The organism is Paenibacillus eucommiae (assembly GCF_017874215.1).
In the GTDB taxonomy this organism is placed as follows: domain Bacteria; phylum Bacillota; class Bacilli; order Paenibacillales; family NBRC-103111; genus Paenibacillus_AI; species Paenibacillus_AI eucommiae.
Genome location: NZ_JAGGLB010000003.1, coordinates 334,675 through 359,923, shown reverse-complemented (window position 1 = coordinate 359,923; position 25,249 = coordinate 334,675). Strand labels below are relative to the sequence as shown.

General features: G+C 45.3%; 24 protein-coding genes. 16 read left to right on the top strand and 8 right to left on the bottom strand.

Translation table 11 applies throughout. The features are described 5' to 3' along the window. Window positions 1-53: 53 nt before the first annotated feature. The 4 genes from J2Z66_RS07065 to J2Z66_RS07050 all read left to right on the top strand — a co-directional run bounded on the left by J2Z66_RS07065 (window position 54) and on the right by J2Z66_RS07050 (window position 2,724). The gene (locus J2Z66_RS07065) at window positions 54-488 is read left to right on the top strand and encodes a YciI family protein (protein ID WP_209970655.1); all 435 of its coding nucleotides are present in this window, start codon (window positions 54-56) and stop codon (window positions 486-488) included. Continuing rightward, complete coding sequence (locus J2Z66_RS07060; RefSeq protein WP_209970654.1) at window positions 485-1,750, top strand: RNA polymerase sigma factor; 1,266 nt, start codon at window positions 485-487, stop codon at window positions 1,748-1,750. The genes J2Z66_RS07065 and J2Z66_RS07060 overlap by 4 nt, the downstream gene beginning before the upstream one ends. 146 nt (window positions 1,751-1,896) lie before the next feature. Continuing rightward, window positions 1,897-2,352, top strand: coding sequence for a YciI family protein (locus tag J2Z66_RS07055; protein ID WP_209970653.1), 456 nt, complete (start codon window positions 1,897-1,899; stop codon window positions 2,350-2,352). Between the two features lie 30 nt (window positions 2,353-2,382). Then, entirely contained in the window at window positions 2,383-2,724 is a 342-nt protein-coding gene (locus J2Z66_RS07050) for a DUF1801 domain-containing protein (protein WP_209970652.1), read from the top strand. A 339-nt stretch (window positions 2,725-3,063) separates the two neighbouring features. On the opposite strand, the gene J2Z66_RS07045 is transcribed toward J2Z66_RS07050, so the two are convergent. Then, window positions 3,064-4,413: an aminotransferase-like domain-containing protein gene (locus J2Z66_RS07045; RefSeq protein ID WP_209970651.1), complete on the bottom strand. Its 1,350-nt coding sequence runs from the start codon at window positions 4,411-4,413 to the stop codon at window positions 3,064-3,066. 110 nt (window positions 4,414-4,523) lie between these two features. On the opposite strand from J2Z66_RS07045, the gene J2Z66_RS07040 reads away from it, so the two are divergent. Both J2Z66_RS07040 and J2Z66_RS07035 read left to right on the top strand, forming a co-directional pair. Then, complete coding sequence (locus tag J2Z66_RS07040; protein ID WP_209970650.1) at window positions 4,524-5,441, top strand: DMT family transporter; 918 nt, start codon at window positions 4,524-4,526, stop codon at window positions 5,439-5,441. 148 nt (window positions 5,442-5,589) lie between these two features. After that, window positions 5,590-6,138: a DMT family transporter gene (locus J2Z66_RS07035; RefSeq protein ID WP_209970649.1), complete on the top strand. Its 549-nt coding sequence runs from the start codon at window positions 5,590-5,592 to the stop codon at window positions 6,136-6,138. Here the strand turns inward: J2Z66_RS07035 and hflX are convergent. Beyond that, complete coding sequence (hflX, locus tag J2Z66_RS07030) at window positions 6,125-7,390, bottom strand: GTPase HflX (RefSeq protein WP_209970648.1); 1,266 nt, start codon at window positions 7,388-7,390, stop codon at window positions 6,125-6,127. The genes J2Z66_RS07035 and hflX overlap by 14 nt on opposite strands. Before the next feature lie 544 nt (window positions 7,391-7,934). Between hflX and J2Z66_RS07025 the strand changes: the two genes are divergently transcribed. From J2Z66_RS07025 to J2Z66_RS07005, 5 genes are all read left to right on the top strand, one after another. After that, the gene (locus J2Z66_RS07025; protein ID WP_209970647.1) at window positions 7,935-8,363 is read left to right on the top strand and encodes a MarR family winged helix-turn-helix transcriptional regulator; all 429 of its coding nucleotides are present in this window, start codon (window positions 7,935-7,937) and stop codon (window positions 8,361-8,363) included. A 186-nt stretch (window positions 8,364-8,549) separates the two neighbouring features. Then, the gene (locus tag J2Z66_RS07020; protein ID WP_209970646.1) at window positions 8,550-9,830 is read left to right on the top strand and encodes an MFS transporter; all 1,281 of its coding nucleotides are present in this window, start codon (window positions 8,550-8,552) and stop codon (window positions 9,828-9,830) included. A 70-nt stretch (window positions 9,831-9,900) separates the two neighbouring features. Then, a complete protein-coding gene (locus J2Z66_RS07015) occupies window positions 9,901-10,980 on the top strand; it encodes an NAD(P)H-dependent flavin oxidoreductase (RefSeq protein ID WP_281068799.1) in 1,080 nt (359 codons plus the stop codon). A 118-nt stretch (window positions 10,981-11,098) separates the two neighbouring features. Further along, window positions 11,099-11,890 carry a squalene/phytoene synthase family protein gene (locus J2Z66_RS07010; RefSeq protein ID WP_245375327.1) on the top strand — a complete coding sequence of 264 codons (792 nt, stop codon included), beginning with the start codon at window positions 11,099-11,101 and terminating at the stop codon, window positions 11,888-11,890. A 174-nt stretch (window positions 11,891-12,064) separates the two neighbouring features. Continuing rightward, window positions 12,065-13,015, top strand: coding sequence for an NAD(P)-dependent alcohol dehydrogenase (locus J2Z66_RS07005; RefSeq protein WP_209970645.1), 951 nt, complete (start codon window positions 12,065-12,067; stop codon window positions 13,013-13,015). 46 nt (window positions 13,016-13,061) lie between these two features. Here the strand turns inward: J2Z66_RS07005 and J2Z66_RS07000 are convergent, their stop codons facing one another. The 6 genes from J2Z66_RS07000 to J2Z66_RS06975 form a co-directional block, all read right to left on the bottom strand. Continuing rightward, a complete protein-coding gene (locus tag J2Z66_RS07000) occupies window positions 13,062-14,177 on the bottom strand; it encodes a GerAB/ArcD/ProY family transporter (protein WP_209970644.1) in 1,116 nt (371 codons plus the stop codon). Window positions 14,178-14,201: 24 nt separating this feature from the next. Continuing rightward, a complete protein-coding gene (locus tag J2Z66_RS06995; protein WP_209970643.1) occupies window positions 14,202-14,447 on the bottom strand; it encodes a hypothetical protein in 246 nt (81 codons plus the stop codon). A gap of 2 nt (window positions 14,448-14,449) precedes the next feature. After that, complete coding sequence (locus tag J2Z66_RS06990; RefSeq protein WP_312894430.1) at window positions 14,450-15,625, bottom strand: Ger(x)C family spore germination protein; 1,176 nt, start codon at window positions 15,623-15,625, stop codon at window positions 14,450-14,452. Next, window positions 15,622-17,208: a spore germination protein gene (locus tag J2Z66_RS06985; protein ID WP_209970642.1), complete on the bottom strand. Its 1,587-nt coding sequence runs from the start codon at window positions 17,206-17,208 to the stop codon at window positions 15,622-15,624. Before J2Z66_RS06985 ends, J2Z66_RS06990 begins: the two co-directional genes overlap by 4 nt. 66 nt (window positions 17,209-17,274) lie before the next feature. Continuing rightward, window positions 17,275-19,044, bottom strand: coding sequence for an ABC transporter ATP-binding protein (locus J2Z66_RS06980; RefSeq protein ID WP_312894429.1), 1,770 nt, complete (start codon window positions 19,042-19,044; stop codon window positions 17,275-17,277). After that, on the bottom strand, window positions 19,041-20,798 hold the full coding sequence (locus tag J2Z66_RS06975) for an ABC transporter ATP-binding protein (protein ID WP_312894427.1): 1,758 nt from the start codon (window positions 20,796-20,798) through the stop codon (window positions 19,041-19,043). The genes J2Z66_RS06980 and J2Z66_RS06975 overlap by 4 nt, the downstream gene beginning before the upstream one ends. 260 nt (window positions 20,799-21,058) lie before the next feature. Here J2Z66_RS06975 and J2Z66_RS06970 point away from each other — a divergent pair, with 260 nt between their 5' ends. The 5 genes from J2Z66_RS06970 to J2Z66_RS06950 are packed head-to-tail and all read left to right on the top strand — an operon-like array spanning window position 21,059 to window position 25,153. Next, on the top strand, window positions 21,059-22,006 hold the full coding sequence (locus J2Z66_RS06970; RefSeq protein WP_209970640.1) for an ABC transporter ATP-binding protein: 948 nt from the start codon (window positions 21,059-21,061) through the stop codon (window positions 22,004-22,006). Then, window positions 22,003-22,734, top strand: coding sequence for an ABC transporter permease (locus tag J2Z66_RS06965; protein WP_209970639.1), 732 nt, complete (start codon window positions 22,003-22,005; stop codon window positions 22,732-22,734). The genes J2Z66_RS06970 and J2Z66_RS06965 overlap by 4 nt, the downstream gene beginning before the upstream one ends. Beyond that, complete coding sequence (locus J2Z66_RS06960; RefSeq protein ID WP_209970638.1) at window positions 22,731-23,417, top strand: ABC transporter permease; 687 nt, start codon at window positions 22,731-22,733, stop codon at window positions 23,415-23,417. The genes J2Z66_RS06965 and J2Z66_RS06960 overlap by 4 nt, the downstream gene beginning before the upstream one ends. Before the next feature lie 19 nt (window positions 23,418-23,436). Then, the gene (locus J2Z66_RS06955; protein ID WP_209970637.1) at window positions 23,437-24,558 is read left to right on the top strand and encodes a sensor histidine kinase; all 1,122 of its coding nucleotides are present in this window, start codon (window positions 23,437-23,439) and stop codon (window positions 24,556-24,558) included. Beyond that, on the top strand, window positions 24,536-25,153 hold the full coding sequence (locus J2Z66_RS06950) for a response regulator transcription factor (RefSeq protein WP_209970636.1): 618 nt from the start codon (window positions 24,536-24,538) through the stop codon (window positions 25,151-25,153). Before J2Z66_RS06955 ends, J2Z66_RS06950 begins: the two co-directional genes overlap by 23 nt. The last annotated feature ends 96 nt before the right edge of the window (window positions 25,154-25,249 follow it).

Sequence of the window (25,249 nt, the reverse complement as noted above, 5' to 3'; positions counted from 1 at the left end):
GGTAATGGAAGCTTCACAATACACTTTACTATAAAATAGGAGGTATACAACAAATGAGATTTATGATGATTGTTAAAGCTACAACAGATTCAGAAGCGGGGAATATGCCCAGCCAGGAGCTTATTGATGCCATGCAGAAATATAACGAGGAATTGGTGAAAGCCGGCGTTTTACTCGCTGCCGATGGACTTCAGCCCAGCTCAAGCGGAATCCGGATTTCATATCCGGAACCTGGAGGCAAGCCGAAGGTTATGGATGGCCCGTTCACGGAGGCAAAGGAAATGATTGCAGGTTATACGCTGATTGAAGTCAAATCCAGGGAAGAAGCCATTGAATGGGCTCTGCGCATGCCTGACCCTCATGGACATGGACAGGGTGAGATTGAGCTTAGACAGGTGTTCGAGGTGGAGGACATAATGGTCAATCCCGAAATGCTTGCGAAAGAAGCAGCACTTCGCCAACAGATTGAGGAGCAGAAAAAAGCGTGAGTTCGTCCCTTACTCACCGGACCATTGATGCGATATGGCGAATGGAGTCGGCAAAGCTTATCGCGGTGTTGACGCGAATGGTACGGGACGTCGGTCTGGCAGAGGATCTTGCCCAGGATGCTTTGGTGATTGCACTGGAGCGTTGGCCGGATACCGGCATTCCGGATAATCCCGGTGCTTGGCTGATGACAACGGCGAAGCGGCGCGCGATTGATTTTATGCGCAGGATAAAGGTGCGTGATCAGAAGTACGTAGAGATCGCTGGCAGTATGGATCTATATACAGAGGAAGACATAGATCATGTTTTGGACGGGGAGATCGGTGACGATCTTCTTCGTCTGATCTTTATGACCTGCCATCCGGTGTTATCACAGGATGCCAGAGTTGCCCTGACACTTCGCCTTTTATGCGGACTTACCACAGATGAAATCGCACGTTCTTTTCTTACCGCCGAATCAACGATTGCCCAGCGGATTGTCCGGGCCAAGAAAGCCCTTAGCACCGAGAAGATTCCTTTTGAAGTGCCTGTAGGCAGTGAACTCAAAGAACGCCTGTCTGCAGTGCTTGAGGTGATTTACCTCATGTTCAATGAAGGATATTCTGCAACCTCCGGGGATAGCTGGATTCGTCCGCTGCTGTGCCAGGAGGCGCTGAGACTGGGACGCATAATTGCCGAGATTGCACCTCATGAACCGGAAGTACACGGGCTGGTCGCCCTAATGGAGATTCAATCTTCACGGTTTAAAACCCGGGTGAATTCCATGGGGGAACCCATTCTTCTTATGGACCAAAACCGGGCGCAGTGGGATCATATGTTGATCCGCCGCGGATTGGCGGCACTGGATCGCAGCCGGAAGCTTGGACGTCCGCTTGGGCCTTATTCGCTCCAGGCTGCGATTTCTGCCTGCCATGCGCAGGCCCGGACTGCAACTGACACGGATTGGATCCGAATCGCTGCTCTTTACGAAGCGCTTTCGAGAGTCGCACCTTCTCCGATCGTCGAATTAAACCGGGCAGTCGCCATTTCTATGGCGTTTGGTCCAAGCTTCGGGCTGCAGATTATCGACCAGCTGAGTGCTGAACCGTCCTTAAAGGGTTACCATCTGTTGCCAAGCGTTCGCGGCGATCTTCTGGTGAAGCTGGGGCGGTATGATGAAGCCCGTGCAGAATTTGAACGAGCTGCATCCATGACCCGGAATACACGTGAACAGGTACTTTTACTGAACCGGGCGGCTGAATGTGAATCTGGAACATCGGAATAATTGAATTATTTTTCGGCTTTCTTGTCGATAACAGAGTTTCCCATCCGTCGTTATAGTAAGGGAAGAGTATGGGAAGAGTAAGGCAGCCAAAAGCGAATAGCCAATACTTCTCTCAAGTCTTCTTCACACAAGAGGGGGCACAATAAATGCGATTTATGTTGATTGTCAAGGCATCAGGGTTTTCGGAGGCAGGAGTCAATCACAGCGGGGAACACATCGACTCAATGATGGCTTACAAGAAGTCTTTGGCCAAGGCCGGTGTGCTCCTAGCTTCAGAGGAGCTTCAGCCAAGCTCAACCGGGATAAGAATATCGTATCCATCGCATGGTGGAGAGCCAGAGGTACAAGCTGGACCTTTTACGTTAGATCATGAGCTCATTGCGGAATTTACCCTGATCGATGTAGAGACGGAGGACGAGGCACTAAATTGGGCGCTCCGGATGCCGATTCCTGCTGGCCGCGGCGAGTGCGAGATTGAATTGCGGAGGCTCGGAGAGAATTCGGATTGCCAACGGGAGCCTAGAATACAGGCAATGGAAGCTGATTTGCAGGACCAACTGAACATGTTAAGAAAAATTCCTGGCAGTGCCTTAGAAGTGTAAAATTACGTACAAAGAAGGAGAGTATACAAAATGAATCAGGAAGTAACAGATTTTATTGAAGCTTTAAAAGAGCCATGGCAGGCAGAACTGTCCACTAATCTGCGTGAGGTTGTCTTTCAGGCCATACCGGATGTACAAGAACGTATTCAATACAAGAAGCCCCATTTTTTGAAAAACGGAAAATATGCCGCAGTCATCTCGACATCGAAAGACGCGGTCAGCTTTACGATCTTTAATGCTGCAGAGTTGGAGCTTCCGGGAGGTATGTTCGATGGCCCGACGGAAAGCAAAACACTAAAGCTGCGTAAAGGGGATACATTTGATTCAGGCCAGTTGGTGTCATTACTCAAACAAGCTTCGGGCTCGCTATAAACCCATTTGAAGAATACGCGCCTCCCCAATAATGAGTCTTCATCCCCAGCGCCTTTGCCCGCGGGGAAATCTCCTCCAACCAGTGTAAAACCCTTGCTGGCAGTCCGTTTGAGCTTGGTGTTCGTGCGATTCGTACGATTGTGCGATTGTAGCTAAAGAGAGGTAAGGGGTGTGGGAGGAAGAGCGATAGCGTCCGCCTTTAAAGATTTGTTCCTACCTCCTCATCCATTTCATTCAAGGGAACAAATCTTTAACAGCGGCTGGAGCCCACACCCCTTACCTCCGAAACGCTCCCACGTCACGAACACGCTCATCAAAGGACGCCACAAGGCGTTTTACTTATGAAAAACTTGCTTTAATCGCTTCGGCGACTTGCCCCATACCTGCCTCTATTTTTTCGGCCTCAATATTGGATACATTAAGCTTAACGATTTTCCTCCTTGGGAATGAAGCCAAATAATGCCTCTCCGCAGTTTCGAGCCAAATCTTTCTTTTCTTAGCATGACCTATGAGCTGTTCCAGATTGGTGCGCTTATCAAGTAAAACATGTGTGTGCATGCATAACGTTGGTGAAGGAATAGCTAAACCTAGCGACTGATTTCCCCCTAAATGGGTCTTCATCGACTCGTTCAGCACCATGGAGCGTTTAATATAAGGAATCTGAATTTTCGACTTGTGGTGGTCAAACATTTTACTTTTAATATAGATTTCCAAGGCAGCCTGCGAGATCATGGAGCTGTCTATGTCGATGTATTTTTTAAATTGATAAAATGCTTTTGCTAATGCCAATGGAAGGACGGCAACTCCGATTCGCAACCCCGGAAACATGATTTTTGAATAGCTTTTCAAATAAATGACTCGTTCATGCTGGTCGTAGGCATAGAGCGGGTCCACTTTGGCATCCTGCTCATAATCGGCTAGAAAGTCATCCTCAACAATGTAGACATCATACTTTTGTGCCAGCCTAACTATCGCAAGCTTGTCTTCTTTGGACAAAGACGTTCCTAGGGGATTATGAAATCGAGGCATTGTGTAAAAGAATTTGACAGCTTCATACTTGAAAATATGCTCCAGATAGTTCAAGTCAATCCCTTGCGCCGTACGCTCTATGCCAATGGCCGGGATGCCATACTTATTTATATACTCCACTATCAGATGATAGCCTGGCTGCTCTATGACAATTTGCTGCTTACCGTTAGGAAAGGTGAGAGACATTAAAATAAACAAGGCCTGCTGGACACCAGCAGTGATGATGATCTGTTCATCCTTTGCAAACACCTGGTTGTTTTGCAATTGTTTGTTGGCTACTTTAATTAAGGAGGGTAGACCCTTCGGAGTTCCATATAGGAACAGATCTCTCTGATAAGCATCGATGGCTTTGCTGATACAATGTTGAAAATCGATATAAGGAAACTCATTCCAATCAGGTGCCGCCGTTGCAAAATCATATTCGTTAGCTTGTCCTGGCAAAGCCCTCAGTGACTGCTTAAGTACATAATATCCGCTGCGCATAACCACATAAATAACATGCTTTTTTTCAAGCTCCTCAAGTGCCTTAATTACACTGCTTTTATTGCAGGCGAACCGTTGGCTTAGCAAACGAATGGAAGGGAGACGATCGCCTTCTTTGTAAAGCCCTTTTTTTATATCCTGTTCCAATTCGTGAGCAATTTCAATATATTTATACATCGTTTTCACCCCTCTTGTACCGGTACAGATGCAGTTTATTATCATTGTAACAAATTGCGCCATCCATTACGATACGTGTACAAGGAGTTCACAACAAGGGAGGCTGTCCAATGACCGAAACCAACAAAGCCTATATCGCAGCACTGCTTTACGCTGTCATCATCGGGTTCTCATTTATGTTCTTAAAAGTAGCACTTACGGCTGCAAGCCCACTCGACACACTGGCACACAGATTCACAATATCACTAATCGCGGCTTCTATTCCAATCTTAATGAAAAAGGTCGCATTCTCCATACGATGGAAGGATCTGTTCATTGTTTTGCCTTTGGCAATCTTGTATCCAACAAGCTTTTTTGCTTTTCAAGCCTTTGGGCTTGTGTACACTTCTTCCTCTGAAGCAGGAATTATTCAAGCTATTATTCCAGTGCTCACTTTGGTACTAGCTGCCTATGTATTAGGTGAGTCTTCAACAACCTATCAAAAAGCAGCTATTTTATTATCTGTAGCAGGGGTCATTTTTATTTTTACCATGAAAGGCTTCAGCTTTACTGCTTCCAGTTTTAAAGGTTCTCTGCTTATTGTTCTGTCAGCGTTATCTGCGGCCGGTTATAATGTCCTGGCAAAGAAGCTAACGAAGCAATACTCACTTTATGTTTTAACCTACGTCATGCTGCTTATTGGCTTTATTGCCTTCAATTCCGCAGCGATTGTTCAACATCAGGCCGCAAACACCTTACATGATTATTTCCAAGCCTTTTCAGATACTAATTTCTTACTTTCCATTTTATATTTAGGAATACTATCTTCCCTTGGAACTTCTTTTTTATCTAATTATGCTCTATCCATCATGAAAGCTTCACAAATGAGCGTCTTTAGCAACTTGGCGACTCTCATCACCATGGCAGCTGGTGTGGCCTTTCTGAATGAGCAACTCCGTTACTATCACATCATCGGTACTTTCATGATTGTCGGTGGCGTCGTCGGTATGAATATTTTTGTACAAAAAAGTAAATCTCCACAGCTGTAAGCAATACGGGATGATTTTCAGCGATCTGGCTGAACAATCGGAATCTGGCTATATGAGCGATATGAGGGAGTGGATGCTCCATGAAATGGACAAATTATGTGTTATTAATTGTGATTGGCCTGATTTATTGCTTTGTTGGAGGCAATTATTGGCAGCACTGCTAATACCGAAGGAAAAAATAAGCATCATGAAGTGGGTTAGCGTTACTGGAGGACTTATAGGAATAGTTATACTTATAGGACCTGATCTCTCATTAACTGCTGGCAGCAGCAGCACTCTAGGAGCCTTGGCTCTTCTGGGTGCCGCTGCCAGCTTTGCAGGGTCGCTTATACTCATAAAACGGCTGCCAAACGTATCTTCCATTCTTGCTATGCGAAACGTTCTTGGTATTGCTACCTTATTGTTGATTCCGCTAGCCTTCCTATTTGAAGATCCAGGTGCCGTAAACTTGAGCATGAAGCAGCTGCTTGCAGTCGTCATTCTGGGGGTCTTTCACGCAGGTATAGTCTATTTGCTGTACAGCATTCTTATTCAGAAGGCAGGAGCTGTATTCGCATCGCTGAATAACTATTTAGTTCCTTTATTTGGTGTACTTCTAGGAACCCTATTTTTGAGTGAACAATTATCCATGACTGATATCGTATCCCTTCTTATCATTTTTGCTTCTTTGGGGGCTGGTGGCCTTAGAGCTGAATGAAATGATCTCGATATTGTTCGAAATCGGATGCTCTACATTCTAATGTGAGTCGTGTTCCATCAGGTTCATAGCTCGTCGATTGAACATGAGCATGTTCATTAAAATAAGCAACAATCCGGCTTTGGTCGTAAGGAATTACGATCTCGCATTGCATATAGCTCTGGAATATGCGTTCACGAATCAACTGAGTAAGCTCATGAATTCCAATTTGTTGCTTGGCGGAGAGATAAATGATATCTTCCTCAATTAGTGGATATTCATGATCAATCAAATCTGCTTTGTTATAGGTAAAGATCGTCCGGATCTGTTCCGCTCCTAGCTCCTTCAATGTTTGATTCGTCACAGCAATCTGCTGCTCGTATTCTGAATTGGAAATATCGACAACGTGAATCAACAAGTCTGCTTCTGCGACTTCTTCGAGTGTAGAACGAAACGCCTTAACCAGATGGTGGGGGAGCTGACTTACGAATCCTACCGTATCGGTTAACAGGAATGATTTCCGATCGCTCAGGTTAATGCTGCGGACAGATGTTTCCAGTGTGGCGAACAGCATATCCTGCGCAAGTACCTGCTTGTGTGCTCGAGGGTTATGCGTTTCGATCATGGCATTCATCAAGCTCGATTTGCCCGAGTTCGTATAACCGACTAGACAAACTACGGGCACTTCATTTTTGTAACGCTGCTTTCGCTGGGTTTGGCGGCGGGCAACGAGCTTCTCAAGCTCAGTTTGCAAGGCTGTAATCCGTTCTTCAATTTTCCGCCGGTCGAGTTCAAGCTTCGTTTCACCCGATCCTCTATTTTTGAATCCGGCTCCACCGCCTTGGCGTCCCAAGGATTCCCGCAAACCTACGAGCCGGGGGAGCATATACTGCAGCTGAGCAACCTCAACTTGAAGTTGGGCTTCCCGGGTCTTAGCCCGCTCCGCGAAAATATCGAGAATCAAGATAGTCCTGTCTATCACTTTACACTCTAATGAAGCTTCCAGGTTTCGGAGCTGGGAAGGGGAGAGCTCATCGTTGCAAATAACGACAGAAGCCTCCTGCTGCTCAATCAGCGCCGATAATTCTTGAATCTTTCCAGTTCCGATGTAATGGGAAGCCACTACACGAGCCGCCTTCTGGCTGAGTTCGCCAACTACCTCGATTTGACACGCGGCAGCGAGATTGTTAAGTTCCTCCATGGAATATGCAAAGTCAGGACGGTTCAGAAGATTAATCCCAACGAGTATCGCTTTTTCTTTCTGTTCTTTCATTTTTCATCATCCCTTCAAGTTTAAAATAAAAATAAAAATAAAATACCACAGGCAGACTGCCTGTGGTTTCAGTAGAAGAGGACATCAGCAAAGAGCTTAAGATAAATAAGCCCCTACTTGCAGGAGATGGCCATTCATACAGGAAAGCAGAAAACACAAAATGGATCGGGAAAATAAAGCGAATAAAGCCGTAGCCGTTCATCCTCTGCTTTTCTTCCTTACGAGCCAAGTGTCGTATCACCTATATGAATTATTTTGGACAGACCTATCCTGAGTCCTCTGTACACAGACAGAGTCTTTTGCCGCTATTCAATTAGCCGCGCAAAAATCTAACCCGGATGAAATCTATCACACTTAACGCCTCCGTTCCCTAAAGTGCTTCAATCTTAACACAAGAGTAGGCCCGCTTACATCCTAAAAAAGAATTATAATTATTTTTTACCTACGATGCAGGAAATATATCCATGATTTTTTTATTGACAGAGGAATAGATGTCATTTAATATTTGTTGTACATACAAAATAGAGAGAACTGAGGAGATCACATGGCCGATGAAAGCTTTCTTCATAACTGTTTATTTTTCACCGCGAACCGATTAAGCCGTGCTATTACGAAAATAGCGGAAGAAGAATTTGCAGTGACAGGATTAACGCCCATGTATGGGTACTTGATCCGCCTCGTCAACGGAACTCCCGGCATTACGCAAAAAGAACTATCCGAAAAGCTGTCCGTCACTGCATCCACACTTACGCGCTTTATCGACAAACTGGAGAGCAGGCAACTCGTTGAACGGCAGGTGCATGGTAAAACTGTACTCGTGTATCCAACGCCTAAGGGAAAAGAATTGGAAGATGTAATTCGAGGTGCATCCAAAAGCTTGCAAGCCCGTTATCAGGCCATCCTAGGAATAGAAGCTTCCACACAGCTGTCCATAGATACAGAAATTGCGAGCGGTAAGCTGGGAGAGAACTAAGAAATTCTGGAACTAATTTTTAGTATTTATTATCGCTTTTGTTATCGCTATTGATGGATTAGTTTTGCCTGTAATACTTTATGTTTCTTAAATAAATAAGTAAGTAGTTAAGTAATTTACTTTACTTAATTACAGACTTCAATCTTGTATGTACAAACAACAATAATTAGATGGAGTGATAAGATTATGAAAGCGACTGTAAAATCGTCAGGCATTTATTACGGGTGGGTAGTCGTTCTCATTACTTTTCTTACCTTGCTCCTTTCCGCTGGAATAAGATCCATGCCCAGCATTCTCATGCTTCCATTTGAAAAAGAGTTCGGATGGAGCCGCGGCGGCATTTCAAGTGTCATTTCCATCGGCATTTTTTTATACGGATTAGTCGGGCCATTTTCCGCCGCATTATTACAGAAATTTGGCATCCGGAGAGTCGTGGTCGCCTCGTTGACCGTATTGGCCATCAGCCTATCGCTTACACCCATGATGACGGCTTTATGGCAGTTTGAAGTATTATGGGGAGTTGTCTCCGGGCTTGCTACAGGGATGATGGCGAACGTACTTGGCGTTACTGTTAGCAATCAGTGGTTTGTGAAAAGCAGGGGACTCGTTGTAGGGTTACTTACAGCAAGTGCTGCTACGGGCCAGCTGCTTTTCTTGCCCTTAATGGCAAATATTACGGTAGAAATCGGCTGGAGATATTCGATTTACGCAGCAGTCGCAGCTATTGTTGTCGTACTGGTTATTGTATTAATCTGGATGCGTAATCACCCTTACGATGTTGGTGCAGCTCCTTACGGAACTGAAGAAGTCGTTAAACCGGTTGCGTTTAAAGGGAATTTATTTCTCACGCCGCTGCGCACACTTCGTTCCGCAATGAAGAGCTCAACCTTTTGGCTTCTTGCGGGGACGTTCTTCTTTTGTGGCTTCTCCACAAACGGCTTGATTGGCACCCATCTCATTCCTGCCTGTGGAGATTTCGGTATTCCCGAAGTCATGGCTGCTGGACTTCTCGCTTTAATGGGTCTGTTCGATCTAGTCGGAACCACGCTTTCAGGATGGCTCTCAGACCGGTTTGATAATCGTAAGCTGCTGTTCTGGTATTATGGGCTTCGTGGACTTTCATTGATGTTCCTGCCATTTGCCCTTAGTGCCGGCCCTACTATGCTTCTCGTATTTTCTGTCTTTTATGGCCTGGACTGGATTGCCACGGTTCCTCCAACTGTTAAACTGGCATCGAAAGAATTTGGCAAAGAAAATGCCGGTATGATCTTTGGCTGGATCGTTGTTGCCCACCAGATAGGCGCCTCGGTCGCCGCATACGGTGCTGGCGTCATAAGGGATTGGCTTGGAACCTATACCTTTCCTTTTGTCACGGCAGGCTTCGTGTGTTTTCTCGCGGCCATAATGGCACTGCGAATTTCTAAAAACAGAGCAGCAGCACAGCAACCGCCTGTGATGGGGACATGATTCGCCGAATAAGGGATTAGCATCAAATATGCTATAATATATGAAGCACTATCATTTCATAGAGGTGAGAATGATGAAAATTCAACTGGAAACAGAGCTTTGTCAAATGTTCAGCATCCGTTATCCGATTTTCCTAGCAGGTATGGCAGGTGGGCCTTCAACACCTGAATTGGTTGCCGCGGTGTCGGAAGCAGGCGGATTAGGAACATTGGGAGCGGCTTACTTGGAGCCGGATGCGATCCGTGAAGCAATCCGGAATATCAGGCAGCTTACGGATGCTCCTTTTGCTGTAAATTTATTTGCGATCCGGATGTCTGATCATAATGAGAGACTTATTGAAGTCCAGCAAGAGCTAAACCGGTCTCGAGATGCGCTAGGATTACCAAAAGCAACGGAAGAATCTGTGATTACTCCGGATCTTTTTGAGGAACAATTAAAAATAGTACTGGAGGAAAAAGTCCCCGTCATTAGCACAGCTTTTGGCGTTTTATCCGAACCGCACATGCAGCAAGCCAAAAAGGCAGGTATACTTGTTGTTACAATGGTAACTACTGTAGATGAAGCCCTTTTGGCTGAACGGGCAGGCTGCGATGCGATTGTAGTCCAAGGAAGTGAAGCAGGCGGGCACAGGGGAACGTTCGACATTTCCAAGCACCCCATGGGTGCAAACATCGGGACTTTAGCGCTTGTACCTCAGGTGGTTGATCGTGTGCAAATTCCGGTCATTGCTGCGGGAGGTATTATGGACGGCCGTGGACTTGTTGCTGCCCTAGTTCTTGGAGCGCAGGGGGCACAGATGGGTACGATTTTTCTGACAGCAATTGAATCTGGAGCACACCCCTCATATAAGCAGGCATTATTGGAGAGTACGGAGGAAAGCAGTGTCATTACGAAGGTGTTCTCAGGTCGTCCGGCAAGAGGACTGCTTAATACCTTTATCCATGAGTGGGATGCAAGCGGGGTCGAACCACTGCCATTTCCTACGCAAAATACAGCGACTCGGGATATTCGCAATGCTGCAGCCAGACAAAATAATCCGGACTATATGTCTTTATGGGCTGGACAAGGTTCAAGACTCTTGTCTTCCGATCAATATGCCAAAGATATCGTTGCGGCAACGATTCAACAAGCCAATTCTATATTGTCATAGTTTCTCTACAAAGTAGCATACAGTAAGACTCTACTTTTGAGGCTATATATGCTATTATGATTTTACATAAACAAACATAAGAGCTAAGCTGCTTGATGGAAGGGGTACTTTATCCTGAATGAATGATGCAATGATGATGCTACAAAAAACGAGCAGAACTTTCTATATTCCGATTAGCCGCTTAGATCAAGGCGTGAGAGAAGCTGTAACGTCAGCCTATCTATGCATGCGCGCTATTGATGAAATCGAGGATCATGAAGAGCTTGCCAATCCATTGAAAGCCGAGCTGCTGCTTGGGATTCACGACGCCTTTCAATCCCCGGATATTATCGAGGAAACACAAAAGCTGCTGTCTCCGTATCAAGCTATCCTACCCGCCGTTACCACACAGCTTCATGAGTGGGCGCTTCTTTGTCCACCTTCAATTGCCCAAACTGTTTACAAGTATATCAGGAAAATGGCCAAGGAAATGGCCGATTGGGTGAATATGAAATGGAATATCCAGACGGAAGAAGATCTGGATGCTTATACGTATAGCGTAGCTGGTATGGTTGGTGAAATGCTTGCAGAAATATGGTTCTGGCATGACGGTACGAAATCCGATACGGCAAAAGCAATTGCTTTCGGAAGAGGTCTGCAAGCCGTAAATATTCTTCGAAATAGAGCTGAGGATTTAACACGCGGCGCGGATTTTTTTCCCGATGGATGGGGCCACAAGGAAATGCTGCAGTATACACGTCGCAATTTAAAGCTGGCGGATGCTTATATTGGAGAGTTGAAAGACGGTCCAGCCCTGAAGTTCTGCAAAATACCGCTCTCACTGGCTCATGCTACGGTTAACCTTATCGCTGTTGGTGGTAATAAACTAACCAGAGAAACTGTGATGAAGCTTGTAAACAGCATAAATTAATATCAAACCAATTGGCAGCCTAGACTATTTTCACTCCTAGGCTGCTTTATGTTTAACAAGCCATTTCAAGCCGTTTTTAGCTGGCTTATTTTTTTGCGTCTTTACTGTGCGTACCTAAGCGAAGTGCACGATAAGGTGTTATGATGAAGTAGAAGGGAAGGGGTGAGGCTCTCAATGAAAGCTGCAGTAATCAAAAAATATGGAAAACCTAATGTTTTCCAATTGGAAACGGTTCCCGAACCATCGCCCTTGGCAGATGAAGTGAAAATACGAGTCATGGCTTCCTCTGTAAACCCTATTGATTACAAAACACGTTCGGGTAGTATATTTTTTATTTCGGGCTGGAGATTCCCCCGCATCTTAGGGGCAGATTTTTCCGGAGTGGTAATGGAGTGCGGAGCACAGGTGAAGCAGTTTAAGCCTGGCGATGCCGTTTATGGCTTTTCGTCGGCTGCAACGAAGGGCGGTGCCTACGGGGAGGTCATGTGCTGCCAGGCATCCCGGCTTGCGATTAGACCAAAAAGCTTAAAGGATCAACAAGCAGCTGCGGTTCCTTTGGCCGGTCTCACGGCATATCAGGCACTTTATAGAGAAGGAAAAATGACCTCCGGCATGAGGGTATTAATTACGGGTGCTACGGGAGGCGTTGGACATTTTGCCGTGCAAATAGCCAAAGCCGCAGGCTGCCATGTTACCGGGGTCTGTCATTCAAGAAATTCGGAACTGGCGCTTCAGCTTGGCTGCGATGAGGTATTTCCCTATGATCAGGACGATTTCAGACAAAATGGGCAGCCATATGATCTTATTTTTGACGCAGCGGGCAAATACGGATTTTTCACCTGCCGCGGCAATTTAAAACCGAAGGGGACCTTTGTTTCCACAATCCCCTTACCAGCTATTATAGCGATGCATTTTTTTTCGAAATGGTCTTCAGGCCGAAAAGGGCGGTTTGTGTCTGCTTCTGCCAAGACGGCAGATCTGGAAGTACTGGGAGCGTTAAGCGATGGCGGAGCTTTAACTTCTCATATCGAGCATGTATTTTCTTTATCTGACATCGCAAAAGCGCATGAGCTCAGCGAAACTGAACAGGTTCGAGGCAAAATTGTAATCCTTGTTCATAATTGAACATTGTTCGCATCGTCTCTGAAATCTGAGGTCTGAATGTTCCCTGTCATAAATCTTGTTTTTTGTTCCGTGTGTTGAAACGCCGTATTAATGCAACTCCGAAGATCAGAAGCAGTGGAAATGAATAGGCTATATTATTGAGTAAAGGCCATGTTACATTGACTAATTCTTCAAGTGCAGATTCATTGGTATAGGTGGTGAGCGATAACAGCAGGCAGATAAAAGCGACCGGAAAGACAAGGAGACGCTCATTTTCTAATTTGAGCATTTGCGCCAAAACCCGCATTAAAATAATGAGCAGGATGGAGGCTTTGAAGTAAAAGCCGACAATGAGCGAGATGCCGATTACGGATTCGATCCTTTCGATTATTTCCTGAATAAAGATTAACCGTGCCAACTGGTATAGCGAATATTTGAGGTCACCGGACAACGGACCCAGTACCATGATGCTGCAAATGATCGATGCCAGTAAAGTCACTACATTGACGATAAGTGCTAGATACAAGTGCTTCCCGACCTTAGAGGTATCTTCGCTCCGTATATACGGCAAAATTATGGCAAAAACCACAAGCTCGGAATAAGGGAAGCCATAAGTGATATAAGCGGCATTAAGAATGGGTCCAATCCCATTCGACAAGACAGGAAGGAGGTATTCGGGATGATATAGGTTGCCAACAAGCACCAAAATCATGATGATTAATCCAAACATCAAGGCCAATAAGAAGGCGGCCATTCTGGCAATCACCTCAATTCCAGCTAGTGCCGTCAAAGCAATCGTTACGAAAAACAGGGAGCTTACGGCATAAGTAGGGGTTTCTTTTAACATTGTACTTTTAAAAAAGGTTTCAATCTCTATCACAATGCCCGCTACATGCCAGAACATTACGCAGGTGAATGGAATGAACAGCAGCATGGTCCATCCATTTCCTAATGTAATGCGACTGTATTCAATTAGTGATTTACCAGGAAATTGCCGGTATAAATAATGAACGACGGCCAGGAGAAGCATCCCTATTGCCGAGGCAATAAGAAGTGAAATCCATGCTCCATTGCCAGCAACGTTCGTCAGGGGAGCGGGGATGATTACGATAGAAGAGCCTGTCATAAAGAAGAGGAACAGCATGGTCATCTGGACAGAGCTAACACGTTCTTGATTACTCATGAGTTCCTCCCAATTCCAGGTTCATTATGAGGATTTTGCAGGATCGAGCCATTGGACAATTTGCTTGGCTGGACCTGTGAATAAATTGAAGATTGTGTCAAGATTAGGCCACGGCTTAGCCGCAACAAAAATAAATCCAAGATAAAGAATAACCACCATCATAGCTCCATAAACAAGCCGATCGCGGCTGCAGGCACTGCTGAACTTAGGGAAGTCGCAGATCAGCATTACGGCAGCTAGTATCAAGATGCAGACCAATTGTCCATACACGGCTACTTCCCCTTTATGCCAAATGGAGTTCCTACGTTCATGCCGGTATTTAGCACTTCAGTTTCAACCTCTACATGAAAACTGCTTTGGGCAAAACGTTTGTCCCAGGTTGGCTCCAGATGCTTCCAAAGCTTCGGATTTTTCCTGTAAATCTGATTTCCGATTCCGATGGCATCCAGCTTCTGCCGCTTGAAAATCGATATTACGTGCTTTATTTGTTGTCCGACTTGGTTGTTAATTCGCTCCTCAAAGCGCTGAATGTCTTCTTTTGATTTCAAGAGGGAACATCGGAGTTCGCCAATATTTCCTTTGATTCGAATCTTCACATCGACTGTCACTTCATTTCCTGTCACTTTGGGAGTTACTCTGCTGTCGAGAGAGAGAACCTCTAGCGATTCTTTGTTTTGCACTTGACCCTGCGCTTCAGCGCTGCCTAAGCAAGGGAAAACCAGTATCCCAGAGTAATATTTGTTTGTCAGCATCATGAATGCTTCAGTATCCTTCTCTTTAAGTAAGCTGACCAGCTTGCCGTCCTTGATAAACGCGACCCCAGATACCATGGCTTCATTCTGCGAGTTGCTTTTATGAATATAAGGGATGGCGGATGTTTTGGATGGACTTTTCAGTTGAATAGCCAGCTCGTATAATGGGATGCTAGACGTTTTAGCCGAATAATGGGAACCGCTGGTTTCCATTTTTTTTAACTGTTGACCGATGGTCTGTTCTATAAATGGTTGAATTTTCAGAAAATTACTGGCGGATCCTTTGGCAACTAAAGGGAGCACAGTACCGCGTGGTTCGTGATCTCTTGAGAAATAATCGAGCACTTCCCTTACGTTCTGGGTTCTGGCCAGCTGTTCTCCGAGCAAAATTACACGCATATGATCCCATTTGGGCTTGCGCCCAAACTTCATCGGGATGTCACGTATGGCCTCAAAGATTGTATCCCCGGTTGTTTCGATATTGATGCCCTTTTTTGCAGAGTTGTCCCCGCCTTCCATTCCCATTTTGTTGGTAGGATTGTAGAAATGGGTCGTTAACTGGATTAGATTATCCTTAGTCCGGTCAATCGCTACCGCTTGAACATACCCATATTCATCCAATTCATTATTATCCCAGCAACCAGTAGTCATAAGAAGGATAAGAAAAGAAACGAGAAAGGATGCACGTGGCTTCACTTTACCTTCTTCCCTTCCGAGGTCTTTTTGTACAGATGCCGATTGCGAAGAGAATGAAGCAGCATCCGTCGTGGCAAGACGATAAGTGTATCCCGCAGCCGGTTGATGTTCATCGGTGTTACTGGAGCCAGGTACGGCTGTCCCAATGAGCGTAAGGTTGCCAGATGGAGGTAAATAAGGAGCAAACCGATCATAATGCCAAGTCCTCCGAATGTTGCGGCTAAAATCATTAACGGAAAACGCAGGATTCGAATCGCGATGGCCATGTTGTATTGAGGCAGTGCAAATGAGGCAATCCCCGTTAATGCGACGACAATGACCATAACAGGTGAAGCAATCTGGGATTGAATGGCTGCTTGTCCTATGACCAGTGCCCCGACGATACTTACGGCGGAGCCGATTGGCCGGGGTAATCGAATGCCGGCTTCCCTCAACAATTCAAAGAAGAATTCCATAATTAGCGCTTCAACCAAAGCCGGAAATGGAATGCCTTCCCGCGTGTTCAATATGGCAAGAAGCAGAACGGTCGGAATAAGCTCCGAATGAAAGTTGGATAAAGCGATATATGAACTGGGAAGCATCAGCGCAATAATAAAAGCGGTCACCCGAATCAATCGAATTAATGATGAGAAGATGGTTCGATAATAATAATCTTCGCTAGTAACAAAGAACTCCAGGAAATTGCCCGGACAGATTAGCGTAGATGGACTCCCGTTCACCATAGCGATAATCTTGCCGTCGAGCAGCGCTGAGATGACGTTATCTGGCCGTTCCGTATATCGGACCTGCGGAAAGGGGGAATAGGGGGAATCCCCAATCCATTCTTCTAAGTACGAGGACTCAAGAATTTCTTCCTTATCGATTTTTGCAATGCGCTGCTTGAAGTCGATTAGCGTTTCGGGCATCACGGTTCCATCCAAATAGCCGTATGCGATGACTCTTTGGCTCTGCTCACCAGCTGTAAAAAACTCGAATTTAAGCTTTGGAGATTTAAGCAGGCTTCGAATCACGCCGATATTTCGCTCAAGATTCTCTATGAAGCTTACGTGGGGTCCTTGTACGCTTGGCTCCGTAATAGGTTCGGTTGCCTGTCGCTGCTCAACATCGAGGGCGTGATAACTTAGCGCTTTGTGCCATTCGTTAAAGAAGATGACTACTTTTCCGTCCAGAATACTTTTGACAGCCTGATCGATATTGTTGAGCAGTTCTGCTGACGGAGAGCTCACGCCATCGCTTTCAAAAAATCCTATTACATCTTCAACTGTAACGGTCATTGCGGGACCGAGCTTGTGAGCAACGAGATTCTGCAGTGTATCTCTCATATAGTTTTTATCATTAGACTTAATCAGCGTGTCAAAATAAGCAGAAAATGCTGTTTGCTCCAGCTTTGGACCATAGCTCCAAGCGAAGAGCTTCAAATCCTCACAACTTGCAAAAAATTCTTCTATGCGCCATAAATTGTCTTGCAAGCAGGTAGAAATGGCATTGGAGCCCAGGCCTTCTTCTGAAAGCTGATCAGGTTTGGCTTCTGAAGCGAGCGAATGGCTTGGTGTAAGGTCGTTATCCGTTGACTGGTTCCGCATGCAATTCTCCTTACAGGAAAAGGAAGTTAATCATATTGATATCATTTCCACAATCAGGTATTATATTCAGTTTGTATCATTCCACAGCAGACGCATTTCAGCACAATGAGCCAGCAAATCGGATAGCTTCCCCTGGGACACTATACCCCCTTCTTTCATTACGATAATATGATCGGCTTGCCTGAGAGCAGCTTTACTATTGGAAATAACCAGGCATGTTTTATTCGGCATTTGCCTTATCCTCGCCCACAGCAATTGCTCTGTTGCTACATCAAGTGCGCTTGATAGATCGTCGAATACGAGCAATTCCGTTTCACGAATGAGCATCCGCGCAGCTGCAGTCCGTTGTATTTGACCGCCAGAAAGCTTTACACCCTTTTGACCGATCAAGGTTTCAAGGCCAAGCTCAAGCGATACCAGATCTTTCTCCATTACTGCGGTATGAATCGCCTTATCCAAACGGTCTTCATCCCGAGGTAAGCCCAGCAATATATTGTTCAGCAGAGTATCACTGAATAGATTAGGAACTTGTGAGGTATAGGAACATACAGGTGGCATAAAGAACGTATCCGGATTAGTAACCAGTTCTTGATTCCAACGTATGTCACCTGCTTGAAGTGGAAGCAAGCCCAGTACTGAACGAACAAGCGTTGTTTTGCCGGAACCGATACGCCCCGTAATAATCGTAAAGCTGCCGCGGCGGAGCTCAAAGCTTATATCCTCGATGCCTCTTCCATTTGACGGATACCGGTAAGTAAGGCCGCTAACGGTAAGCGTATCGAAGGGACTATCTGGTCCATTCTTTGACTCGGCTGCTGCTGGTATTTCTCCTTTCAGATGTAAGGGATGATGCTCTGTAAGGAGGGCAGAGGGGGCTCCTTGCAGCAGTTCGTTCATTCGTTTAAACGAGATGCCTGACTGCTGAATAACGGACAGAAAGTTTCCGAAAAACTTGGTGAAATCGGTAACGAACGTTAAATAGTAGACAAAAAGTGCAAAATCACCAATGGTCAATTCGGAACGCTGCATCGAAGTTGCCCCAAGAAGCAGAATTAACCCTGTTCCCACGTTGACAATATTCGAAAAGACGGAATCGAGCAATAAGGTAAACAACCGGTCTTTCAGTACTGCCTTTCTACGCTGCCGATTCAAATCACGAAAGCGGTTGATAACCCTTTCTTGAGCACCTGCCAGTTGAATCGTCTGCACAGAGTCGAACATTTCGCCTACCATACCCGTTACTTTACCAGTCGCCTCGCGACTTACGGTTCTGTATGACTGCAGCCGCTTCGCTGCCATCTGGGTGAGAGATACGACAAGAACGATAGGCAAAAAGACGAAGCAGGTGATTTGCACATGAATCTGCATCAAGATCATTATCGCCACGGCTGCAAATAAAACCTTGCCAATCAGATCGAGCGTCCAGCTAATAGCGGACTCCGCCTGATCCGCGTCGTCGCGGAATTGTGTTAGCGCCTCTCCGGGAGAGCAGGGAATCGCCGCTGCTGCAGGCTGACGTAATATTTGCTGCAGCATATTTCTCCTAAGCAGCGCACTCATGCTGAACCGATGAATCGTATCGGTAATAGCACCGCAGTAAATATTTACGATTCGAACGACTGCTATCGCCATAAGCAGCATGGCCAGACTTGAAGCCCCGAGCGACCAACTGGCAGTACCTATCAGGGTGTCGAAAAACTGCTGAATGACGAGACCGGGTAGAAGAGGGAATAGATGGACGCCTGCCCAGAACAAAGCGTTAGCCGTATACAGAATGGGGCGGTAACAGATAAGCCTCCACATGAAACGCAGAGTAGTTCCTAAAGCAGCATTCACACAAGTACCTCCCCTACACCAATTTGCAGCAGTTGGGACAGCCTGGAACCTGGATCAGCGGCAAGCTTAGCCTGCGGCCCAAATTCAACTGCATGACCTGCATCTAGAATGAGAATATCATCCGCTCTTTTAATCGTTGCAAGCCGATGGGCAATAATGATAGCCGTTCTACCCGCAAGCAGCTTATCAATGGCTCTCTCGATAAGCATTTCCGTCGCGGGATCGAGCCGGGAAGAAGCTTCGTCAAGAATGATCAGCCCCGGATCGGCGAGGAAGACACGGGCGAATGCGAGTAATTGAGCTTCTCCGGAGGACAAGCCTCCGCCGCCTGAGGCAAGCTGTGTATCAAGCCCTTCACCGAGTGATTCAACCCAATGGCTTAAGCCCAGCTCAGCAAGAACCTCGTACAGCTTATCGTCCGGTATCGACCGGTCGTATAGGGTCAGATTGTCTCGGACGGAAGCTTGAAACAGCTGAATATTTTGCGACACCATGCCGATCCGCTGGCGCAGATCGGTTAATGGAACGTTACGTACATCGGTCCCGCCAAGCTGAATTGCACCCGTCCCCACATCGTAAAAACGGATTAACAGCCTCGCCAAAGTGCTTTTGCCGCTTCCCGTCCGCCCAAGCAAGCCAAGCACATGACCAGGCTGTAAAGTAAAGTCGACGTTATGTAGTACAGTTCCTTCATCTTCTCCAGCATAAGCAAACGAGACATCAGCAAAGGAAACCGACAGTGCTCCCTTCGGAAGCTCTAAAGCCGTATCACTTTCCAAAAGCTTGGAACGAGTCGCGAATAGCTCGCTTACTCTTGTTATACTGGCATCGGCCCGCTGTAAATCCTGAATTTGCGTTCGGATTTGTTCCAAGGGATGATTAAGCAGCTCCGTGTAGGTGAATACCAAATAAATAGTGCCCAAACTCATCGAATTTGTCGACCACAAGTAACCACAATACAACAAGGCGAGAGAGCGGCCGAGCGTGAAGATAAAGATCGTGGATACCCACATCGTATAACTGCCCATATTAGCATTAAAGCTGATTGGAAAAAGCTTTCTTAATAGCTGATGAAAACCTCGCATCACAAATCCGACGGCTCCGTTCGCCCGGGTATCTTCGGTTCCGGCCAGATGCTCACCAATAAAACCATAAAATTGTGCATAAACGACACTTCGCTTGATCCATAATGGTGAGAAGTGGGCCCGGACCCGCTGCAAAACAATAATGGAGACCACTACAAAGACGCTCATCCCGGCGCCCAAACGCCAATCTTCAAGGAACAGCATTACCAGCACACCAGCAATCAAAATGAGATTGGCAAACAGCACGAACACGAAATTGGAAAAAAAGTTGGAGAGTTCGTTTACATCACCGTCAATGCGTTGTATCATTTCGCCGCTTGTCCGTTCCTTGTGGAAGGAGGGGTCCAACTGCAGACAATGCTCTGCCAAATCCCCGCGCAATTCATTGGTTGCAGCCCATCCAACCTGTTCGCCCAGATAGACAGCAGTCACGTTGGTCAATTGATACAATAACGCTGCGGCAATAAAAAGAAATGCAATGCCGATCAGTTCGCCAAGCGGGGTACCGGGTTTCTGAACGGTGTCGATAAAATGGCGTATAACTTGTGGATTCCACAGCTGCAGTGCGATGCCAGTCAGCAGAAGGCATGTAAGGAAGACGAGCTTACTTTTCTCGTACCGTAAATATGTGCTGAGTAGTCGCCAATATTGCTTTACAGGTATTTTCACCGTTATTTCCTCCAAAAGGGGACACAAAACCCGATTTACTATTTCCTTATTTTAGGATTTAAGATGATTGGGTGCAAGATAAAAAATAACTATACACTTAGAAGGATTAATATGGAGGGGAAAGAGGCTATAGCTGCCGCGGCAGCGCTCAAGCTTAGCAGCAAGCTAATAGGCACCTGATTTTAATGACAATTGTAACTACAAACCGATTAATGCAGTGTTATACTCGAAGTAATGATACTATAAAAAGGGTGAACAATATGACGATTGCTTCGATGCAGGGTGTGGTAAAACGGTATGGCTCACATGTGGTGCTGGATTATATTGATCTTGAAATTGCCCAGGGTGAAATCATCGGCTTACTCGGTCCAAATGGGGCAGGTAAAACGACGTTAATCCAGACTTTAACTGGAATGAAGCCTTATGAGCGAGGACGGGTTGAGCTTTTTGGCGATTCGAAGCATCCGTTTTCCAATTCAAATAAAGAGAAGCTGGGTCTTGTTACACAAGAGATTACGGTATTCGAAGAATTAACGGCGAAGGAGAATTTGCTGTTTTTTGCTGGCATTTATGGACTACAAGGGGCAGAGAAGCGTAAAAGAGTGCTAGAAGCCTTGGAGTTTGTCGGCCTGGAAAATCAGCAGAATCAGAAGCCCTCCAAATTCTCTGGCGGGATGAAGCGCAGGTTAAATATTGCTTGCGCACTTACACATCGGCCTAAGTTTCTAATATTGGATGAACCTACCGTTGGCATCGATCCCCAGTCTAGGAAGCATATTCTTGAATCCGTGAAAAAGCTAAGAGAAAACGGCACAACGATTTTATATACGACCCACTACATGGAGGAGGTTCAAGCGATTGCTTCTAGAGTGGTGATAATGGATCAAGGTCAGATCATCAAAGAGGGCACTGTAGAGGAACTTATTCAAACGATTCAGCATGAAGAAAAAGTCAAGTTCGACGTGGTAGATCCTGATCGAATCCCATTGAAGAGTCTTGAAGAGGTAACCGGGGTGAAAAAGGTTCTAATTTCTGGTGGCCAAATCACAGTGATTTCAGCGGTTAATTCCGGCAATCTAGATCGAATTCTAACACTCGTGAAGGAGCACACAAGTGTGCTCGGCATCCAAGTAGATAAACCGAATTTAGAGGATGTCTTCTTAACCTTGACAGGGAACCAATTAAGGGATCAGGGGGAGGAGGCATGAGAGCTCTATCTACTGTTAAATTCACTGCACTTCGCATGCTCAGGAGATATACATTCTTGCTGCTCTACCTTGTGTCTCCGATGATTATGCTCACAGTATTATCCGTTATCCTCTCAGGTGCTATTGCTGAAACAACCCAACCCATCATGAATAGTGCGGCAACCATCATGGTACTCAGTGCGCAGCTATTTGGTGGTTCAATTGTCATGGCTTATATATATACTGATTTTTTTACTGAATTTAAAACGAGATTATATTCGCTGCCTTTTAACCAAACGATGTACGCTTTTTCAATTATGATCTGCGGCACGGTTTTTTCAATGCTGCTAGGTGTGGTATTAATGACATTTACGCAATTTGTTCTAGGTGTTGAATGGGGAAATTGGCTATGGACCATCTATATCATTGCTTTGATGGCGATTTTATCCAGTATTGTTTGTTTGATTATCACTTTCTCTGTACAAAGCTATAAGCTATCTGAAGGATTGAGTGGCGTGTATGGGTTTGGCTTAATCATCCTGACCGGAATCTTCTTCCCCTTGCCTGACAATGCCTTCTTCGAATTTATGGGATCGTATGGAAATCCACTGGCTCTGTCCCTCATGTCAATTAACGAAATGAACCAGGCAAATGCAGGTTTAGCATGGCTTCAAGCGACTATTCTCTTAGCGGTGATCGTCATTTTATTTATTGTGATGCTTGTCGTAGGGAGGAGGAGAATAGCATGACAATTTTTCACTTTGCCTTAAAAAGAAGCTTCAGTAATACTACTAATTTACTTCTCCTCACCCTTTTTCCAATAGCCTGCATTTTTTTGCCTGAAGGAGAGATTTTGCCGTATCTGCCCTATGGTTATCACTATTTTGGTATTATCCTGTTATTTGTCGGCATTCGTTTAACCTCGATTATTCTTGAGGATCGGGAAAGAGGTGTGGTCAAACGCCTTGCGGTTGCACCTGTAAGTTATTTTCACTATTTAAGTCAAAATCTTTTGGCTTATGCGATCATTTTGATCATTCAATGCACCGTAGTTGTTTATGGGGGAGTACTTTACGGGCAGGAGCTATATCAGCCTAACGCACTCCTGCTTTTATATATTTCCTTTAGCTTTACTTCGTTAGCTTTGGCATTAGCGTGGATTTCCTTTTATCGCAGGAGGGGGATATCCTTTCTCATTTATATGTCACTCACATTTCTTGTCGTTCTTCTAGGCGGTTTAATGATGCCATTAGAGATGTTCCCTGATTTATTAAAACGAATCGCTGCTATTTTCCCTACCTATTGGCTTGCTAAAGGACTTGATTGGATTGTTTTCGGCGAAAATAAGCTTGATTTTCTACTCATCAATGGGGTGTTATGGCTATATACGATCGTTTTTGTTATTATCGGAAGCACAAGAACTATACATTGATGCTGCGGAGGCTTGAAGGATGAAGTGGATGACAAAGTGGATGATGGAACCGATGCGATTTGTAAATGGATGGCGATTGCTTAATATCTGTGTGCTCATTCATTTATGGATTATGCTTGAAACCAAGATCAGCTCCTTCATTCTAATCCTTTTATTACTCGTCATGATGAGCTTGCGCTGGCGTTATTCGATTCCGGTCTGGACTGTTGTATTCGATGCTCTCGTGTGCTTAATGTATGTTCCATATACAGATTTCAGTGTTTACGGTCTAGCGCTGCCAATATTTGAGCTGGCCTTAAGTGGGAGATGGGCGATTGCCCTCCTGTTCTTCAGTGGAATTTTCCTCACCTCCGCTTCACCAGGCCTTTTATTCTGGAACTTTCTCCAGGCGTGCTTTTTTGGGTGTTTTGCATATATGACATTAAAAAATCAAGAAGCCTATAAGCAAGAAGCCGATGAACAACGTAAAGCGAGGTATGAGCTGGAACGAATCAAGATCGATCTGCTTGAGGCCAATCAAACCGCCTCACATCAGGCTGAGCTTATGGAACGATATCGGATATCCAGAGAGCTTCATGATCATTTAGGGCATGATTTAACAGGAGCAAACCTTGCCTTACAAGCTTACGAGTATGTTCAGGAGCCCAAAGAAGCTCAGAAGCTGCTCCAGGAAATCAAAAATCGCTTGGAACGCAGTACGAAGAACTTAAGAGAAACCGTTCATAATATGACGTCAATGACATTCATCGGTGTTGAAAACTTAGAACACATTGTGCAAAATTATCAGCAGATCCATATTCAGTTTCTAAAGTCGGGCGACATGCAGCTCGTTGCTGCTCATCAATGGGGTCTGTTAGAAGCTTGCTTAAAGGAGGCTTTAACCAATGTTGCTAGACATAGTAATGCCACAAAAGTCGAGGTGGATTTACAGGTAACGGCATCAATTGTGCGTCTATCGATTCGCGATCATGGTACGGTTAATAAAATGAATCCAGCAGGCACTGGTTTAAGGAGTTTACAAATGCGAGCCCGATCTTTGGGAGGCAGTTTATCTTTTAGCCAAGAAAATGGATTTTTGCTTGTTTGTGTGATTCCATTAGAGAAGGAGGCGTTAATGGATGAAACTATTAATCGTCGATGATGATCCACTAGTGGGTCAAAGCTTGCAGCTATTGCTTGGGAAGGAAGAGGACTTTGACGTGATTGGTGTAGCTGTAAATGGTCAAGAGGCAGTTGAGCTTTGTTTGCAGCAGCCCGATGTCGTTTTAATGGATATTCAAATGCCCGTGATGGGTGGGATTGAAAGTACGAAGATGATTAAAAAGGAGTTTCCATCTATTCAAATTATGATGCTCACCACCTTTCGGGATGAAAAAAATATTAGACTCGCATTGCAGGCAGGTGCAGAAGGATATTTACTCAAGTCGGCACCGATTGACAACATGGCTGCTCAAATCAGAGCTTTAACATCTGGAACGAATGTCTTAGATCCAGATGTTTTGAAAACCATTATTGAGCCAACCAGAGAGGCCCTTGAAGGCTTAACCGGGCGGGAGACGGGTATTGTCGAGCTTGTCGCACAGGGCTTATCTAATAAAGAAATTGGTGAGCAGCTTTATTTAAGCGATGGAACCGTACGCAATATGCTATCGATCATTCTGGATAAACTAGAGCTTCGAGACCGCACGCAGCTGGCGATTTATTATTGGCAACGGAAAAGGAACATGCTCCCTTAGTGAGCTGACGTTGGTGCATGGTATTCCCCGAAATTTTACGCTAATAAGTGGACAATAAAGAAGGGATGTCGGGTGTCCATAGGGTGTCTGTCACGC